This window comes from Pseudoalteromonas sp. EB27 (assembly GCF_001974875.1).
In the GTDB taxonomy this organism is placed as follows: Bacteria; Pseudomonadota; Gammaproteobacteria; order Enterobacterales; family Alteromonadaceae; genus Pseudoalteromonas.
In genome coordinates, this window is sequence record NZ_MTQD01000008.1 from 162,110 (window position 1) to 180,017 (window position 17,908).

13 protein-coding genes are annotated in these 17,908 nt (G+C 38.7%); 8 read left to right on the plus strand and 5 right to left on the minus strand.

What is annotated here, in order from left to right; translation table 11 throughout:
* Nucleotides 1–77 precede the first annotated feature (77 nt).
* Complete coding sequence (locus BW142_RS10865; protein ID WP_002962289.1) at nt 78–362, plus strand: hypothetical protein; 285 nt, start codon at nt 78–80, stop codon at nt 360–362.
* A gap of 714 nt (nt 363–1,076) precedes the next feature.
* The gene (locus tag BW142_RS10870) at nt 1,077–2,030 is read left to right on the plus strand and encodes a replication initiation protein (RefSeq protein WP_002962290.1); all 954 of its coding nucleotides are present in this window, start codon (nt 1,077–1,079) and stop codon (nt 2,028–2,030) included.
* A gap of 35 nt (nt 2,031–2,065) precedes the next feature.
* Here the strand turns inward: BW142_RS10870 and BW142_RS10875 are convergent, their stop codons facing one another.
* Nucleotides 2,066–2,944: a hypothetical protein gene (locus BW142_RS10875; RefSeq protein WP_002962291.1), complete on the minus strand. Its 879-nt coding sequence runs from the start codon at nt 2,942–2,944 to the stop codon at nt 2,066–2,068.
* 807 nt (nt 2,945–3,751) lie between these two features.
* Between BW142_RS10875 and BW142_RS10885 the strand changes: the two genes are divergently transcribed.
* The gene (locus tag BW142_RS10885) at nt 3,752–3,949 is read left to right on the plus strand and encodes a hypothetical protein (RefSeq protein ID WP_002963063.1); all 198 of its coding nucleotides are present in this window, start codon (nt 3,752–3,754) and stop codon (nt 3,947–3,949) included.
* Nucleotides 3,950–4,794: 845 nt separating this feature from the next.
* Here the strand turns inward: BW142_RS10885 and BW142_RS10895 are convergent.
* The 4 genes from BW142_RS10895 to BW142_RS10910 form a co-directional block, all read right to left on the minus strand.
* On the minus strand, nt 4,795–7,995 hold the full coding sequence (locus BW142_RS10895; protein ID WP_004588883.1) for a CusA/CzcA family heavy metal efflux RND transporter: 3,201 nt from the start codon (nt 7,993–7,995) through the stop codon (nt 4,795–4,797).
* Between the two features lie 11 nt (nt 7,996–8,006).
* Entirely contained in the window at nt 8,007–9,263 is a 1,257-nt protein-coding gene (locus tag BW142_RS10900; RefSeq protein WP_010388432.1) for an efflux RND transporter periplasmic adaptor subunit, read from the minus strand.
* 64 nt (nt 9,264–9,327) lie between these two features.
* Nucleotides 9,328–10,545: a TolC family protein gene (locus BW142_RS10905; RefSeq protein WP_076924855.1), complete on the minus strand. Its 1,218-nt coding sequence runs from the start codon at nt 10,543–10,545 to the stop codon at nt 9,328–9,330.
* Between the two features lie 81 nt (nt 10,546–10,626).
* Nucleotides 10,627–10,977 carry a hypothetical protein gene (locus BW142_RS10910; protein WP_010557528.1) on the minus strand — a complete coding sequence of 117 codons (351 nt, stop codon included), beginning with the start codon at nt 10,975–10,977 and terminating at the stop codon, nt 10,627–10,629.
* Nucleotides 10,978–11,142: 165 nt separating this feature from the next.
* Here BW142_RS10910 and BW142_RS10915 point away from each other — a divergent pair, with 165 nt between their 5' ends.
* The 5 genes from BW142_RS10915 (at nt 11,143) to BW142_RS10935 (ending at nt 17,896) form a co-directional block, all read left to right on the plus strand.
* The gene (locus BW142_RS10915; RefSeq protein WP_002962256.1) at nt 11,143–12,042 is read left to right on the plus strand and encodes a cation diffusion facilitator family transporter; all 900 of its coding nucleotides are present in this window, start codon (nt 11,143–11,145) and stop codon (nt 12,040–12,042) included.
* Nucleotides 12,043–12,127: 85 nt separating this feature from the next.
* Complete coding sequence (locus BW142_RS10920; protein ID WP_232007049.1) at nt 12,128–12,424, plus strand: hypothetical protein; 297 nt, start codon at nt 12,128–12,130, stop codon at nt 12,422–12,424.
* 73 nt (nt 12,425–12,497) lie between these two features.
* Complete coding sequence (locus BW142_RS10925) at nt 12,498–13,790, plus strand: TolC family protein (RefSeq protein ID WP_002962255.1); 1,293 nt, start codon at nt 12,498–12,500, stop codon at nt 13,788–13,790.
* 70 nt (nt 13,791–13,860) lie between these two features.
* Nucleotides 13,861–14,757 carry an efflux RND transporter periplasmic adaptor subunit gene (locus BW142_RS10930; RefSeq protein ID WP_002962254.1) on the plus strand — a complete coding sequence of 299 codons (897 nt, stop codon included), beginning with the start codon at nt 13,861–13,863 and terminating at the stop codon, nt 14,755–14,757.
* Between the two features lie 10 nt (nt 14,758–14,767).
* On the plus strand, nt 14,768–17,896 hold the full coding sequence (locus tag BW142_RS10935) for a CusA/CzcA family heavy metal efflux RND transporter (protein ID WP_002962253.1): 3,129 nt from the start codon (nt 14,768–14,770) through the stop codon (nt 17,894–17,896).
* The last annotated feature ends 12 nt before the right edge of the window (nt 17,897–17,908 follow it).

Below are 17,908 nucleotides of genomic sequence, written 5' to 3' on the forward strand. Positions count from 1 at the left end.
TTTAAATACCCATGCCTGATTTTATTTACTAATACGTTATCGATTTTGATAACAAAACACACAAGGATAGTGAAAAAATGAAACATACATACGTATCAACATTGGATTTTTTAAATTTATTACACTCATTTAGCCGAGTAATCACCGCTAATGACCACCAGATAAACTTATTAGAATTACGCAGTGATAATGCGAATTTAGATGAGCTGTGGGAGGTTATTGGCCCTGAAATTACAGCGAATAAAACACTAAATGAGTTTGCTATGCGAAAACTTGCTTATGAGCTCATGCACAGCCTAATTAGCCACCCAGTAGAGCGTGTGGAGCTGCCGTGTGACTTCGAGGATGATGTTTATCCCTAGGGTCTAATTGAAAAAATTAACGATTGAAACTGAGGTCATAATGGTTATTTTCAAAATCAAAATAACAGCCTAATCATATCTCCCAAAATATGCCTGAATCATTATTTGCTGATTCGTTGCCCTAACTGCAATAGCGTTTAATAGGGCATTTTACTCAGTTACTGAGTATCAAACCTGGGAGGGGGTCCTGCGCAAATACAGGGTTTCGTTACGATGCCTCAAAAGCGAGGTCATTGTAATCATGTTTGGCAAGGCCATAGGTCAAATGCACAAGGGAGGTAGATTTATGTCTATCTCCCTTTTGCGTATTTCAGTAAGTCAGTTCACTCAGTAGTTTTATTACAAATGATAGTGGCGGGGTAAAAAAATAAAAAATAAAAAATAAAAAAATAATTAATTTATTTTTTAACCGTCAGAAATGAATTAATAAATTTATAAAAGTTGCAAATGTGCCTGTATTTTTATTTTTTCTATTTTAATACTTTTAGAGGGGGTTATCTTATTGAAATTAAATAAAATATTTACTGTTTTGGTGGGCAATTTATATGTTTATTGTGGCATTTTATACGAAATGAGTAGGCAATTTATACGGTTTAGGGGGCCATTTTCACTGTAAATAAATAAAACTTTTTTTACCAAAAAACTTACCGAAATTTCTTTTATTCGTTGAGCCGCGGTTAGCATAACAGCATAAACTAGAAATGAGGTAGAGAAATGAGTAGTAAAAATTCTCCAAGAATTGTTTTCGGCAATAAGCTGTTACATGCGGGTTATTCGCTCGATATTAATGAGCAGCGATTAATAAATCTCGCGCTGTCTAAAGTAAACTCCAAAAAGTCTAACCCAGGAAAAATTCTGATTTATCCAACGGAATATGCCAAGTGTTTCGGCCTGAGTAAGTACAGCGTTTATGAGCAGCTGAGTTCTGCCGCAGAGTCACTCAGAGATAAATCTGTAAGCATTTTAGACGATAGCGGGCAGTCGCTTTCAATTCCTTGGGTGAGTAGCGCTTCATACGAAAAGGTGAAAAATCAAGGGTCTTTCATTACACTTGAGTTTTCAGAAGAAATCGAGCCGTATATTTTTAATATAGAGAAAAATTTCACAAGGTTATTTTTTCATAACACAGTAAAATTAAACAGCCTAGCATCATTTCGGTTGTATGCACTCCTAAACGAGGTGCGAAATTATAAAAATTACAAACGACAGGGCGCGGTAGTTGTGAATTTTCAGTTGCCAGAGATGAAACAAAAATTATTTTTATCTGAATCATATGGAGCATGGCGCGATTTTAAAAACCGCATCCTGTTACCTGCTATTGAAAAAATTAATGCCCACACAGATGTACGCGTAACGTTTAAGCCTAAAAAAATGGGTAACTGTATTACTGCCATTGAATTTTCCTATTTTACTCAATGCTCTAGTGAAAGTGAAGAGTTTGCTAGGCCAAGACTATCTCGTCGCCCTAAAGTCAATAAGGGGTCGCATGCTGAGGGTGTGTGGGCTCGGGGAAACCTCAATCGATTAGGAAATTATGAGCTATCAAACCAAAACGAAAACCCCGCTTTTAGATTGGCAAAAGCAGATATAAGGCGCTGTATAACGTATGCAAAAATCATTGGTGACGATGAAGCTAAGATTTTTTACTCTAAACAATTGAATAAATAAAATAATCATGATGTCTCAATGTTGATACTACTGCATTACGAGTAAAACATTTTTTCAATTTCAGAGCACAATTTAGTTCGGTATATTATTGAGGCACGCAGCAGCTCAGCATCGCTCTCACTGAGAAGTGGTGCTCGTGTCTTCTTGTCAAAACGTTGCGGCATTTCCTCAAATAGTTGTTCGTGGAGTCGTTTAATGTCATCAAAAATTTTGACCGATTGAGAGAATAAAAAAATCTTACTGTAATCGTTTTTTTTTAACGAGGCCAAATATTTTAGTAAAATGACCTGTCGTGCCGTTTTATTTTTAAATGAATGCTCAATTTCAACTGCTGCAACAGAGCCATCTAGGAGTCGCACAGCACCATCCACAGTTCGTGCATCAGATAGGTTATTAATACGTTTAAATTCAGGCTCGGTAATGAATCCACTCCACATTGGGGCGTACGTTTCATCACTGTGATAATTATGTATACCGCGCAACATTACAAATGCGTTTATAAGGTTGTGTGCTACATTATTTTGGTTGAACTGCAGAGCAGGGTTTTTATTACTCCTAAAATACACGTCGATGCCCATTAACTCCTCGGCAAATTTGGCAGCAGTATAGGTAGGCACATAGACGCGACCATCTGGACTGCGGTGTGTTTTTACTACACGCAGTAAACCATCTTTTTCTAGCCTGTTTAGGTGTTCCAACGCGAGGCGATGATTAATGCCGTAGAGCCAACGCACAATGCCTGGTGTAACAATAGAAAACCGAATTGCAATAAGCACCGAGACCTTGGTTCTGTTAACCCCTTTTTGGTGGTTATTTTCGCCTAGATAATACCGCATATTAATATCAAAATAGCGAGGGTAGTGAGTATGAAGCGGGTTTTTCGTTTCTAAATCTTTTGATGGTTGCTGAGTCAATTCAAAAATCCTTTTGGTGAGTTAATTATTAAAATTAACTAGCACCGCAACACAAAAATTATCATCATTTTATAATTATATTGCCGTTTTTCATTCCGAGATGCTCTGGCAGCATGTACGGAATGATTGTCGCGATAATTATCGCAACAAAAGCCGCTTTCAGCGGATGGCCTCGTCGCTTCGCTACTCAACCATAGGTCTAAAACGCCCGTCAGCTCTGGTGTTGCTCCGCAACGAGCTGGCTCAACGCGCTATCGCGCTAGCGTTTTATACCCAGCGCGAATGCACCGAGCTACGCTCTGTACTGACCGCCATACTGCCGCTTCAGACAATGCGATGGGTGCCCCATTATCCGCATTTTTCTTCGCTTTTATTTTCTGACGAAAATTATGGTTCGATATCAATTTGTGCCAAATTTTAATCGAATTTCGCTGATGCGAAACACTATCGCGGTCAGTACAGACCAGCTGTACATTCGCGCTTTCTCCATGTGTCTACGGCTTCGCCTACACCACATTACGCGCTTGTTGGCCTCATTCTGAGGCGCTATTTTGCAGTTTTTCGTGCCGAAAAATGCGATCTAAAAACCTGTCTTGCAGACAAAAGCCGCCTTCAAATTAAACTTATTAATAAACTTTTTAGATAAAGAGGAGAGGGTTTTTACTAAAAAAATTAAGTGAAAATAGAAGAAAAGTGAATGCCTTATTCAAACTGTTTGTTGCTGAGCTGCGCAGTCAAACAAGTTTGTTTTTTATCACGAAATCATTAAATTTGAAAGCATTAATTAATGATTATTAAGGTTTAAAAATGAAAAACGACGCTAATGATATTGCTATTAATCCAACAACAGGACTACCTATCACAAATGCCAGTACTAATATCGTAGATGTTGGTGGCAATGTGGTGGGCCAGCCAGACAGGGTAATGACTGTTTATGAAATTGAAGAGTCGATAGGTGACTCTATAGAACATGATTCTTTTGATGCTTTTGATGACGGTTTTTAATGTCCAAAATTTTAAAGGCTTTTAGCCAATATCGAATAGAAATTACCTATTCGATTATCGCATTTAGTGGCTCAGCTATATTGTGTTTACAGTTCCAATCCACTGAAAACTTCGCTTGGTTTATCGCTCTAAGTTTTTTTTGCACTAGAATGATAACAGGTATCTATAACTACGAATATTATCGAAAAAGTAACACCCCAAGCATGAAGGTCATGCTTAAGCATCTCCTTATTAAATTTGTATAACCCTTGTTTATTTGTCCTAAACGCAAAGCGCTCTGAGTTAATCAGGGTGCTTTTTAGTTTTATATGTATGTAAGTTACTGACCAGCCAGCCTTTAAGCTAGTTAAAATATTTTAATTCGACAAATATCAACGTATAAATTATGAAATATAAGATATCGGGTTTGGGTTTGTGGGTACCATCACTTAAGCTGATTTTGAGTCACAGATTGAGAATAATAACTACAATTTGAAGCAAAGTAGGGCACAAAAATTGATATTTTTTGATTAGAGCTTAACTTTAAATTTAGAGTAAGAGTATTTTCAGTTAGTGCCAGAGTAGGTCGGATAAGCTAAGAGCCATCAGGCGGAGAAAAACACTTTATCAATTATTATTTTATCGAGTGGCTGGAGAGTGCCATAAGCCGACCTTGAGACACATAAAGATTAAGACTGCAAAGATACGAAAGCGGAAGTTAGCTTTGGCCTGTTTAACGACAAATATTCCGACAAAGCAGTCATGACTATTAGTTTATTGTTAAATCTAATCTTTCTTTTCGTTCATCTACTCAATAACCCCACGCTAAACGTGACTTTAGCGTGGGGTTAGAGTTCACAGTCATTTTATCTGGATAGCTCTTTTATTTTTTTCTCTGAAAACCAGCGATATAAAACAGGTAAAACAAATAATGTTAACAGTGTTGCAGTTACCAAGCCGCCAACAATAACACTCGCTAAGGGGCGCTGTATTTCTGCACCAACACCATTAGACATTAACATCGGTATCAAACCTAAAGCTGATGTTATAGCAGTCATAAGTACAGGTCTTAATCTTGAAGTAGCGCCTTCAAAAACGGCTTTAGATGCTTCTAGACCGTCTTTAATACGTTGGTTGATACTTTCTACCATAACGACCCCATTCAATACCGCTACACCAAATAAGGTAATAAAGCCAACGGAGCTTGGTACAGACAAGTATTGTCCAGATAAATATAAGGAGAAAACTCCGCCAATTACAGCAAGCGGCACGTTGACCAATATCAGCATAGCTTGACCAACAGAACCAAAGGCAAAGTAAAGTAGTAGTGCGATTAGTGCTAACGATAAAGGTACAACTATAGCTAACCTATTTTGAGCACGTTTTTGACTTTCGAACTGGCCGCCAATCGAAACAGAATAACCTGAAGGTAAGTCAACCTTTTCAGCAATTACCGTTCTGATATCGGCAACCACGCTTCCCATATCTCGATTTTGTACATTTGCTTGGATAACGACTCTTCGTTGTACATCATCGCGTCTAACTTGTGGTGGGCCTGACTCAAATGAGACTGAGGCTACGTCACCCAGTCGCACCCAAGCACCAGTAGGTGATTGAAGCCGAATATCAGCAATAGCTTCTTTGTTACTTCGGTACTCTTCCTCTATGCGAACGTAAATATCATAACGTTCATTACCATTGATTATTTGTCCGGCTTCAACACCACCAATACCATCACGCACAACCTCCATTATGTCACTCACAGACAATCCAAAGCGCGATAGTTCTTGCCTGTTAGGACTTATCACCAATTGCGCTTCACCAGCAATTTGCTCCAATGCAACATCCCTTGCACCTTCAATGTTTTTAATTGCTGTTTCTATTTCTTGACCTTTAGCCGCCAGTACCTCAAGTTCAGGCCCAAACAACTTTATCGCCAACTGAGCCTTAACACCAGATAGTAGCTCATCGACACGAGTCGCAATAGGTTGAGAAAAGTTGAGTAGCAACCCAGGGAATTCTTCTAAAGATCTCTCCATTTTTCCTTGAAGTTCATATCGATTAGATGCACTGGTCCACTCAGAAACAGGCTTCAACCCTATGTAAATTTCGATGTTATTCACAGGCTCTGGGTCTCCACCTATTTCTGCTCGACCAATTCGGCTTAATGCATAGGTTACTTCAGGGAAAGCCATTAGTTTTTCTTCTAGAATTGGTGCCACAGTGAGCGCGGTATCTAAACTGGAAGAAGGTGCAAGCGTTGCTCTTAAGTTTATCGTCCCTTCTTCTAACTCAGGTACAAATTCAGTACCAATTAATGGAACTAATGCAAAGGCAGAGAAAACTAATATAAGTGCGGCTGAAATGACTAATTTGGTGCGTTTTAGTGCGAATGTAAGCCCTTTTCTGTAGAGTTTGTCTAATGGCCTAAGAACAAAGCTTTCCCTCTCTTTTACACCTGACTTAAATAAATAAGTAGCTAAAGCGGGTACAACAAACAACGCAACCACAATAGCAGATATAACAGCTAAAATGATGCTTATTGCCATAGGTTGAAATAACTTTGCCTCAACACCTTCAAAGCTAAATAAAGGCGTAAATACGACTAAAATAATAGAAGCTGCAAAAAATACGGGACGAGCCACTTCTTTACCCGCATTTTGAAGACGTAACTTAATACCATGCTCATCTTGTTCTACATCATGTGGATCAGTATCAGCACTAGGCACTCTTTCTTTTACAGTTTTTAAATGGGTAGAGTCTGGTCTATTTAAATGCTTAAACATGTTTTCAACCATCACGACTGAACCATCAACTAGCATACCAATGGCTACGGCAATGCCACCCAATGACATAAGGTTTGCAGAAATGCCCCACCAAGCCATGATCATTAACGCGATACCAATTGAAATTGGAATAGATATTAGGACAAGGAAGGTTGCACGTATATTCATTAAAAATAGTGCTAATACAATACAGATGAAAATAAATGCTAGTAATAGTGCATCAACTACTGTATCAACGGCTTTTTCAATCAAATCAGCCTGATCATAAAATGGTTCAAAGCGAACACCTTTAGGCAATGCTTGATTAATTAATGGGATTCTTGCATTGATACCATCAATGGTGGCTTTAGTATTAGACCCCATGCGTTTTAAGACAATGCCAGAGACAACTTCACCTAAATTTTCGACTTTACCGTCTTCGGTTTTGCGCGTCATTGTGACAGCACCTTGACGAATTTCACTGCCCATTTCAACTTTAGCAATATCCGAAACCGTCACAACTGTCCCATCAACTGTTTTGACGGGAACTTGTTTGATATTACTAATACCAGCGTCACCACTTTCAAACCAACCTGCACCTCTAATAACAAGCTGCTCTTGCCCACGGTTCATATACCATCCGCCAACATTGGCATTGTTGTTATCTAGGGCACCAACAACGTCTTCTTGCGTTAGGTTATAAGAAAGAAGCTTAGATGGATCTACATTTACTTGGTACTGCCTAACAATACCTCCAAAGGAGAGTACATCAGTAACACCATCGACAGGCATAACGAGTAATTTTACTACCCAATCATTGAGACTCCTGAGTGCCATAGCATCATAGCCTGCATCTTTATCTGAAATAAGAAGGTACTGAAATACTTGGCCTAGCCCTGAGGTGTTTGGCCCCATTTCGGGTGTGCCGACACCTTCTGGTATCAGTTCTTTTGCGGCTTGAAGACGCTCAAATACAAGTTGTCTTGCAAAGTAAATGTCGGTGCCTTCTTTGAAAACAACCGTGACGCCAGACAAGCCTGTTTTAGAAATTGAGCGCACTTGTTCTACATCAGGTAAGGCATACATGACCGCTTCAATGGGGTACGTAATGAGTTGTTCAACTTCTTCAGCAGCTAGTCCTGGCGCTTCAGTATTTACAGCAACTTGAACATTAGTAACATCAGGAAAGGCATCTAAATTTAGTTTTGGTATAACCATAATTGCGCCGACAATTGTGGCAAACAGCGCAATCAAAATCAGGAGTCTATTATTAACAGACCAATCTATTATTTTATTAAACATAGTCTTGCTCCTTAGTGGTTATGCGGATCAAATCCGCCTTTAGCGATTTCAGAAGCAACAAAAAATGCGCCTTTGGTTACAATTCGCGTCCCACTATCAAGGCCAATGATTTCCCTAAAATCACCTAAGGCTCGGCCTAGTTCTACTTCTACAGCTTTAAATTCTCCAGGGTGGTCTTCGACAAATACGGTCCAATCACCATCTGCGCTGCGGATCAATGCTTCTTCTGGCACAGCCATCACTTTCTGCTTTGTGGCAAACTGAAAGTAAACTTTTACAAACATACCTGAATGAAGGTTATCATCAGCATTCTGTACCCCCAATCTAATAATTCTTGTACGAGTTACGGGATCAATTGTATGGGCTTCTTGGATAACTTTGGCATTGTAACTCTGGCCTTCTAATTTAAGTACCGCAGGAGAATCAATTGATAAATTTAGCTTTTTATTTGGAGAAACTTTTGCTTCAACCCATAGTTGTTTTTCATCAGCTAACAACATGACTGAATCCCCAGCATCAACACGTTGCCCTTGGATAAAGTCGTCTTGAAGCACGACACCTTCACGGTGCGCCGTTAATGCATATTGCCCAAATGCTTTAATGTCTTTGTTAGAAATACCATTTATTGCTTTTTCAGTTAACCCTAAAGCAATGAGCTTGCCATAGCTCGCATTGTATGTTGTTTCAGCTTGTAATAATCGACTTTCACTCACCGTCTTATTACCCAGCTTTTTTACACGTTGCCATTCGGTTGAAGCGATTAAATAGTCAGCTTGTGCTTGTGCCATTGCTTCACTAAATAATGTAACTAACTTCTGACCTATTTCTACATACTCGCCAAGCGCTGCATGGCGACTGATAATGACTGACTCTGTACGTGGTGATACCACATAACTTTTATAGCCATTAGCTTTTATTTCGCCAGGTGCATATACGGAGCTAAATTGATATTCAGGCTTAACACTTTCCACTTTAATTTTAGCAAGCGACATCTTCTTTGGATCAATAGTGATACCTTCTTCATGTTCTTCTTCTCCCTCTTTATTACCACCTTCATGGCCGTGCTCGTCATGGTCACCTTTATCTTCTTCATGTCCCTTTTCGTGTTCATGCTCATCTTGATGTTCTTTTTCTTCTTGTTTCGAAACGTTTGTGACAGAACCAGTTCCATCTGACGACTGTGCAAAAGCATCATGATTTGTAGTAAACCCAACTAACAGGCTGCTAATTACTACGGCTAAAAATTTTTTACTAATTACTGTATTCATTTTTGTAACCTATATTTTTAATAAATTTAAGATTTCGTTTTTCGCTACTGAAAAAACAAAGCGCTCAAATCTCAAATTTGGATAACTGACCCATACTTAAAATGAAGGATATTTCTGCAAGCTTGAATTGATTTTCCAAACGTATTCCTGCATGAAGCCCTTCCGCACGTTGATTTAATGCAAGTAAGTAGTCAGAAGTATTAATATCACCAGCTTGCCAGCGCTTATTTAATAAGTTTTCGCTGCTATCTAATCTGCCTTTTGTCAGTTTTTGCCATTGCTCATAATATTTTCTACTGACATTAAGCGATTCATAATTAGCTTTTGCTTCAAAAGACTGCTTTCGATATACCGACTGAAAATTCGCCTCGGCTGCAATGGCTTCTGAATAAGCGGCTTTAACATTATCTGTATAGTTATTTCTGATGTTTAAAGGCATTGAAAAAGTCACACCAACCAAGTCTTCATCTCCACTTTTCCCTGCGCTAACGCCAATGGTTGGATTAGCTTTAGATTCCATAGTGGTTAGTTGAGTTTTAGATTGTTGTCCCTTCCATTTCGCTCTAGCAAGTTTAACTTTTGGATGTTCCTCAACCCACTGGGAGTTAAATGAGTAGCTTGTTGCTCCAAAAGTAAATGAAAACAAATTGGTAGTATTAGGCGTCCAATCAGGCAATAACTCCTGAACCTTTACCTCTGCATTTTTCAAAGCAATTTGAGACTCAGATATTTCACTAAAAATTTGCGACAAGTTTAAATAGACTAGCTCAGCGTCAAGTGGCTCTAGAAGTCCAGCTTTTCGTTTGTCTTCAACAATTCCAACGAGCGTTTGCAATTGCTCTTCTCTTTCTGAAAGTAACTGAGCAGCTTTTTTTGCTGCTTGCCAATTAACTAATGCAGTTAAGGCATTAGCCTTTTTAGAATCGAGTAGAGATAACAATTGTTGCTGGTTTGCATAAACATCAATTTCACCAATGGTTTTATTTGTTGATTGCTTATCCCAAAAATCTATCGTTTGACTGATACCAATAGAGTAATTATCAAAATCACCTTCTTTTTCATAGCTTGCTTCAAGCTCTGGGTTATATACGGCTTGAGTTAAGCTTTTGGCTCTATGATTACTTGCATTAAGTAACTCTTTAGCCGCAACAACTTCGGGATCTTTATTTATTTGACTATCTAGCCATGAAATACTTTTCTGTTTGCCATAAGTGGCAACTGAAAAACTCACAGCCATGCATAAAGACAGGGTTAAACCTGTATTTTTTAAAAATATATACATAAAACTTCTTAATTTTTTAATTTATAAACACGAACCCTTTATCCTTCTCATGGACAAATAGGTCATTAAAAATCAATCTAATTAAGAAATGGGTGGGCGAAGTATCGCTTCAAGGTAAGTATTTGTTTGATCAATTTGATAAGGCGTTTTATTGATAATGTTTAGTTTGCCCGTGGTATTTGAATTACTGACTAAAATCCAAGATAAGTGGCTGCCACTGCAATGACCGCAGTGATGACAATCTTTTTCATTATGCTGCTCATCACCTACATTATCATTTGAGACATTTCGATCATCTGCATGATCATGTTGAGTTTGAAGGTGCTCTATATCTATTTGGTGATTCTCAGATGTTGAGGATGCTACAGCAGTTAACGATTGTAAAACAATCGAAATAACCAAGAGCATTTTTAGTACAACATTAAGGTTCAAAGTTATCACCAGTTAAATATAGTATTTAAAATACTAGCAGAAACTATTTTCTTAAACTAGCTTTTCAATTCAGTTTCCACGCTTTTACATTAAATAATTTTTTATTTGACTCTATAGCCACTATAGATTTTATACTTATTTTAATATTATTACGGAGTGTTAAATATGTCAGAAAAATGTAGTGGTCAGTGTCAATCATCTTCTACCAATGAAGATGTAAAAATTGATACACAATTAGATAACTATAGTGGCGCGTTTGTCAGTACATTTAAAGTACCTCAAATGGACTGTCCTTCAGAAGAGAGATTGATTAGGTTAGCACTTGACTCAATTGAGCCTTCAGTTGGGTTGCAATTTGATATTCCTAGCCGTTTAGTCAAGGTTTTTCATGATGAAAATTTAGATGAGATAACAAAAAAATTACAACAACTCAATCTCGGTGCAGAGTTGGCATCAACTAAAGAAAGTTGCAGCACCGAAGCTGCAAAAGCAAAAGATCTAGCCCAAAAAAATGAGATGAAAGAAGCATCAACGCTAAAATGGTTGTTAGCCATTAATGGAGTCATGTTTTTTATAGAAGTAATTGCTGGGATTATTGCGCAATCTGCTGGCCTTATTGCCGACTCATTAGATATGTTTGCTGATGCTGCTGTTTATGGTTTAGCTATATATGCTGTCGGTAAAAGCATAAGCATGAAACTTAGAGCGGCACATATATCTGGTGTACTTCAAATTATTCTAGCGCTAGGTGCTTTGAGTGAAGTCGTAAGACGCTTTATTTACGGTAGTGAACCTATCTCTTCTTTAATGATGATATTTGGTGGAATAGCACTAATCGCTAACATTGCTTGTCTGTTTTTAATATTTGGCAACAAAGAAGACGGCGCTCATATGAAAGCGAGTTGGATTTTTTCCGCAAATGACGTAATCGCAAACGTAGGTGTAATCTTAGCTGGCTTATTAGTTACAGTAACTAGCAGCCGTTATCCAGATTTAGTGATTGGTTTGATTATTGCTGTTGTCGTTTTAAACGGTGCTCGCCGCATCTTACAGCTAAAGTCTTAAGTAGAAAGTAGTTAAAAGAATGCACCCGTCATATTTTAAACCATATATATCATACGTGATAATGATTTTAATCGCGGTGCAGTCTGTGTTTTTTTCGCAAGAAGAGATTGAAGGAAACTTAATTGAAAGTTCTTTTAATATATCACTAACTGAGTCTATTACCCCGCTAAAAGCTCCTGAAAGCTCTAATTTATTTGAGGAGGGTAATAGCCAAACTTTAATTGATAATTGTAATTTTTGTTGCTGCTGTCAGTTATTTTTAAATACAGATTCTTCTTGTAATATTTTACAAGCAATAGAATATTTCCCTACCTACGCCTTAGTTTCCCCTGAGCTAAAAGGCTATATCTCGGTGCCATTCCGCCCACCTAAATACGCCTAAATTTTATAGAAAATTAAGAAAGGTCAAATGTTAATGACCTAAATATCACATATAAATTTATAGGAAAGTATACATGGCACTTAATACCTGTGTGCATCGCAAGATAGCAATTTTAAGGTGTGTAACACCTCGGCTTAAATATATCGCGTTTCTCGCTTTGTCACTTTTTACATTTAATGTTTATGCCTTTGAGAAGCAGTTAAACCTTCAAGAGGCAATTCAGTGGACGCTTAAACAAAATCCAGAACTTAAAATATTTGATTTCAAGCAAACGGCATTAATTGGACGAGAACAAATCGCAAGTTTAAATCCTGCTTATGAACTAGAGCTTGAAGCTGAGAACTTTGCAGGCTCAGGTGAATTTAATACATTCGACAGTGCTGAATTAACAGTCGCTCTATCTTCGGTTATCGAAATGGGAGATAAACGCTCAGCGCGGATTGGAATTGTTTCAAAATCAAGAACACTACTCACTGCTGAAAAAGAAGTCTCTGCGCTTAATTTAATGGCTCAAGTCACTGAGAAGTACGTGGAAGTACTTGCAGCCCAACAAAGAGTTATATTGGCAGAAAATGCTTTGAGCTTAGCACAAGAAACCTTAGAGATTGTATCTCAGCGTAACCGCGCAGGTGCTACTCCTGAGGCTGAAGTGAAACGCTCAAAAGCAGTTATTGCTCAGGCTAACCTCACCCTTCAATCTGAACAAAAGCGCTTGGAATATCTAAAGCTTTCTTTATCAGCTTACTGGGGAGAAACATCAGTGTCATTCTCTAGAGTAACTGGAGATCTGTTTCAGTTTGGCAATGATAGTGATTTTAGTAGTCTCTTTGCGAAATTAGAGAAAAACCCTGCTATTCAAGTTTATGCAAGTGAGCAGCGACTAAAAGAGGCCGAGTTACAGTTGGCTAAAACAGAGTCAACGGCCAATATCAAATGGTCTGTTGGTGTTAGGCGCTCTCAAGAAGCCAATGATACGGCACTGGTCGCTGGCTTTAGCTTACCTTTGTTTGCTGAAAAGCGAAATTCTGGCGCAATCGCTAGTGCGCTAGCAGAGCGTGACCAAGTTGCCATAGAGAAAGAGGCGACTAAGTTAAGATTTAGAAATCACTTACTACGAGCATACTCCAATAGAAAACAAGCCATATTAACAGCTAATTCATTAAAGCAGTCGGTTATCCCAATGCTTGAAGATGCACTGGAAGATACTCAAGACGCCTATCAAAAAGGTCGATATGGATATCTTGATTATGTATCGGCTAGACAAGAGCTGTTAAATGCTCGGCGAACCCTTATTGACGCGGCATCTGCTGCCCTAATTTATGGCGCAGAGATAGAAAAACTAACAAACGAAGCGCTGTCACTCTAAATAAACATCACTTTAAGTTTAATAACAATTTATTGATTCAGTGATTAACTGAATCGTTTAGGAATTCAAAATGAAAAACTATTTACTCGCACTATTGATTTTTATTGGGTATCTATCACCCATTCAAAGTGTTTTCGCTAGTGAAGATGAACATGAAGGCGAAGAAGGCATAAGCAAAATCGACAATAACATGGCAAAAAAGGTTGGTGTTGAAACAGCCTATTTAGCTTCAAAAACGTTGAACCAAACTATCCCTGTATACGGCTCTACGACGATAGGCGCTGAACAATTATTTCAAGTTAGCGCTAGATATAACGGCGTTATAAAGACAATAAACTTCACTGTTGGTGATACGGTAAAAAAAGGCGATCTATTAGCCGTTATTGAATCTAATGAGAGCTTAAATACTTATAAAATAACATCGCCTGTTTCTGGGACTGTTTTACAGCGAAATGGAAATATTGGCGGTATCACGCAAAACACTAGCTTGTTTGAAATCGTCAAATTTGACACCTTGTGGGCTGAATTTAAGGTGTTTACCAGCCAATATAATCAAATCAAAGTCGGTCAGCATGTTGATATTGAGCAAGGTGAACACGCATTCAGTTCAGTCATCACTAATATTATTCCAGCTAAAGATCAGCCTTATGTTTTAGCACGGGTACGATTAAACAACACTGAGTTAAAGCTAACGTCAGGTCAATTATTAAAAGGCAACGTAAAGATAAACCAATTTGAGGTGGATTTAGCGGTCGAGAAAGTTGCCATACAAGAGCTAGGTGGACAATTAGGTGTCTTTGTAAAAGAAAATGAAGAGTACGAGTTTGCACCACTTGTCCTTGGTCGTTCAGACAAAAACTATATCGAGGTCATTGATGGCCTCAGTAAAGACGCTGAATATGTAAACAAAAACAGTTATCTGATTAAAGCAGATATCTTGAAATCTGAAGTAGAAGACGACGATTAGGAGACGCAATATGATTGAATCAATTTTGCGTCTTGCAATAAATAGGCGCTATTTAGTATTAAGCTTGCTGATGGTAATCATCGGCGTTGGTATGTGGAGTTATCAAAAACTTCCCATTGATGCTGTTCCAGATATAACAAACGTACAGGTACAAATAAATACCTCTGCCCCCGGTTATTCACCTTTAGAAGCGGAGCAAAGGGTAACTTTTCCAGTAGAAAACGCATTAGCTGGACTACCAAAGCTGTCTCACACCCGCTCTCTTTCAAGATATGGTTTATCCCAGGTGACCGTTATCTTTGAAGAGGGAACCGATATTTATTTCGCACGCAACTTAATCAATGCAAGATTAGCTGCGATAAAAGGCGTTATTCCCTCTGGCTTAGAGCCAGAGATGGGTCCTATTTCCACAGGGCTTGGTGAAATATTTATGTATACCGTACAAGCTTCTCCTGACGCTAAAATGCCTAATGGAGAGCCTTATACCGCTATTGCCTTAAGAGAAATACAAGACTGGATCATTAAACCGCAATTGGCTCAAGTTAAAGGCGTCATTGAGGTCAACAGCATCGGCGGCTATAACAAGCAGTATCATATAACGCCGAAACCCGAAAAATTACTTTTTCATCAGGTAAGCTTTGAAGACGTTTCTGATGCATTACGTAAAAATAATGATAACCGTGGCGCGGGTTATATTGAGCAAAACGGACAACAAGTGTTAGTGCGCTCCATCGGGCAACTTGCGACAATGGATGAAATCCTCAATGTCATCATCAAAAAGAACGATGGTATTCCTGTAAAAATAAGTGATGTTGCCAATGTTGCTATAGGCAAAGAACTTAGAACAGGGGCTGCTACTCGTAATGGCATTGAGACAGTGCTTGGTACAACCATGATGCTGATTGGTGAGAATTCTCGCACCGTTGCTTTAGAAGTGGAACATAAGCTCAGCGAAATACAAAAATCTCTGCCAAAGGGCATTACCGCAGAGCCTGTTTACGACAGAACAACGTTAGTAGATAAAGCGATTGCAACCGTTACCAAAAACCTCGTTGAAGGTGCGCTTTTAGTTATTGTTGTGTTATTTATTCTACTTGGAAATTTACGTGCAGCTCTCATTACCGCTGCTGTTATCCCTATTTCCATGTTAATGACAATCACAGGTATGGTGCAAGCAGGAGTATCTGCCAATTTAATGAGTCTCGGCGCATTGGACTTTGGCTTGATAGTGGACGGGGCTGTAATCATCGTTGAAAACTCTGTCCGTAGGTTAGCACAGGCCCAACACAACGGTCATAGGCAAGACTTAAGAGAACGCCTAAATACCGTTTTTGAAGCCACTTCAGAAGTGATACGTCCAAGCTTGTTTGGTGTGGCAATTATCACTGTTGTTTACATCCCCATTTTCACGCTAACTGGCGTTGAAGGGAAAATGTTCCACCCTATGGCGGCAACTGTCGTTATGGCGTTAATTTCCGCAATGATCCTTTCAGTTACACTGGTTCCTGCTGCTGTAGCTGTGTTTATGAAAGGTAAAATCAGCGAAAAAGAAAGTGTAGTTATTCGTTCAACCAAGTCTATTTATGAACCATTGTTAAAAATGGCGATGAAATTTCGTTGGATTATTGTTTCATTCTCAACGCTGTTAATGGGGTATAGCCTTTGGTTAGCAACTACGCTTGGGACAGAATTTGTTCCTCAATTAAATGAAGGTGATATTGCACTACAGGCATTAAGAATTCCATCGACTGGCCTAGAGCAATCAGTAGAAATGCAAGAAGTACTTGAGCAACGTATTAAAGCGTTTCCTGAAGTTGATAAAGTATTCTCGCGCATTGGCACACCAGAAGTAGCAACCGACCCAATGCCACCGAGTATTGCTGATATCTTTGTTATTTTAAAACCACGTAAAGAATGGGCCGAACCTTCAAAACCAAAAAGTGAATTAGTTGAAGAAATGGAAAAAGTACTGAAAAACATTCCAGGCAACAACTATGAATTCACTCAGCCTATTCAAATGCGTTTCAATGAATTGATTTCTGGCGTTAGAGCTGATGTCGGCATCAAAATATTTGGTGATGATTTGGATCGGTTATTACTTACCGCAAAAGATATTCTAAATATTGTGAAAACCGTGGATGGTGCCGCTGATGCTCGAATAGAACAGGTCACAGGTGTTCCATCTTTATCAGTAATTCCTAAACGAGAAGCGCTTGGTAGGTATGGATTGAACGTTACCGAATTGCAAGACTGGGTTGCCACTGCGATTGGCGGTGAATCTGCGGGGATCATTTATGAAGGTGACAGACGGTTTGAGTTAGTTGTTCGCCTACCAGAGCAAATAAGAACGGATATCGATAGCTTGAAGCATCTGCCGCTTCCACTTGAGAATGGTAACTATGTGCCAATTGAAGAAGTTGCAGAGCTTAAATCAGAGTCTTTACCCGCGCAGATTAGCCGAGAGAACGGAAAAAGAAGAGTTGTGGTTACCGTCAATGTTCGTGGTAGAGATTTAGGCGGTTTTGTAAAAGAAGTTAAAGCTAAAATTAATCAGGAAGGAGAAATTCCAGCAGGATACTGGCTTGATTATGGTGGAACGTTTGAACAACTAGAATCAGCAAGTAAGCGATTAAGCCTAGTTGTACCGATAACATTGGTTGTTATCCTAGGTATTTTGATTATAGCATTTGGTTCATTAAAAGATGCATTAATCATTTTCAGTGGCGTGCCTTTAGCATTAACAGGGGGCGTATTTTCACTTTATTTAAGAGACATGCCCTTATCAATTTCGGCAGGTGTCGGCTTCATTGCATTGTCAGGTGTCGCAGTATTAAATGGCTTGGTTATGTTGGCTTTTATTCGAGATCTTTGGCATGAAAAAGGCGACCTATACGTAGCGATCATTGAAGGTGCCATCATTCGTTTAAGACCTATTTTAATGACGGCACTGGTCGCAAGTTTAGGTTTTATTCCAATGGCGTTAAACACTGGAATTGGTGCAGAAGTACAACGACCACTAGCAACAGTTGTTATCGGCGGTATTGTATCTTCTACCATTTTAACTTTGTTTGTATTGCCTATTTTATATCAATGGGCGCATGGCGCTGAGAGTAACAAACAGCAATCCGACGAAATCTAAAAGCAAAAAAGC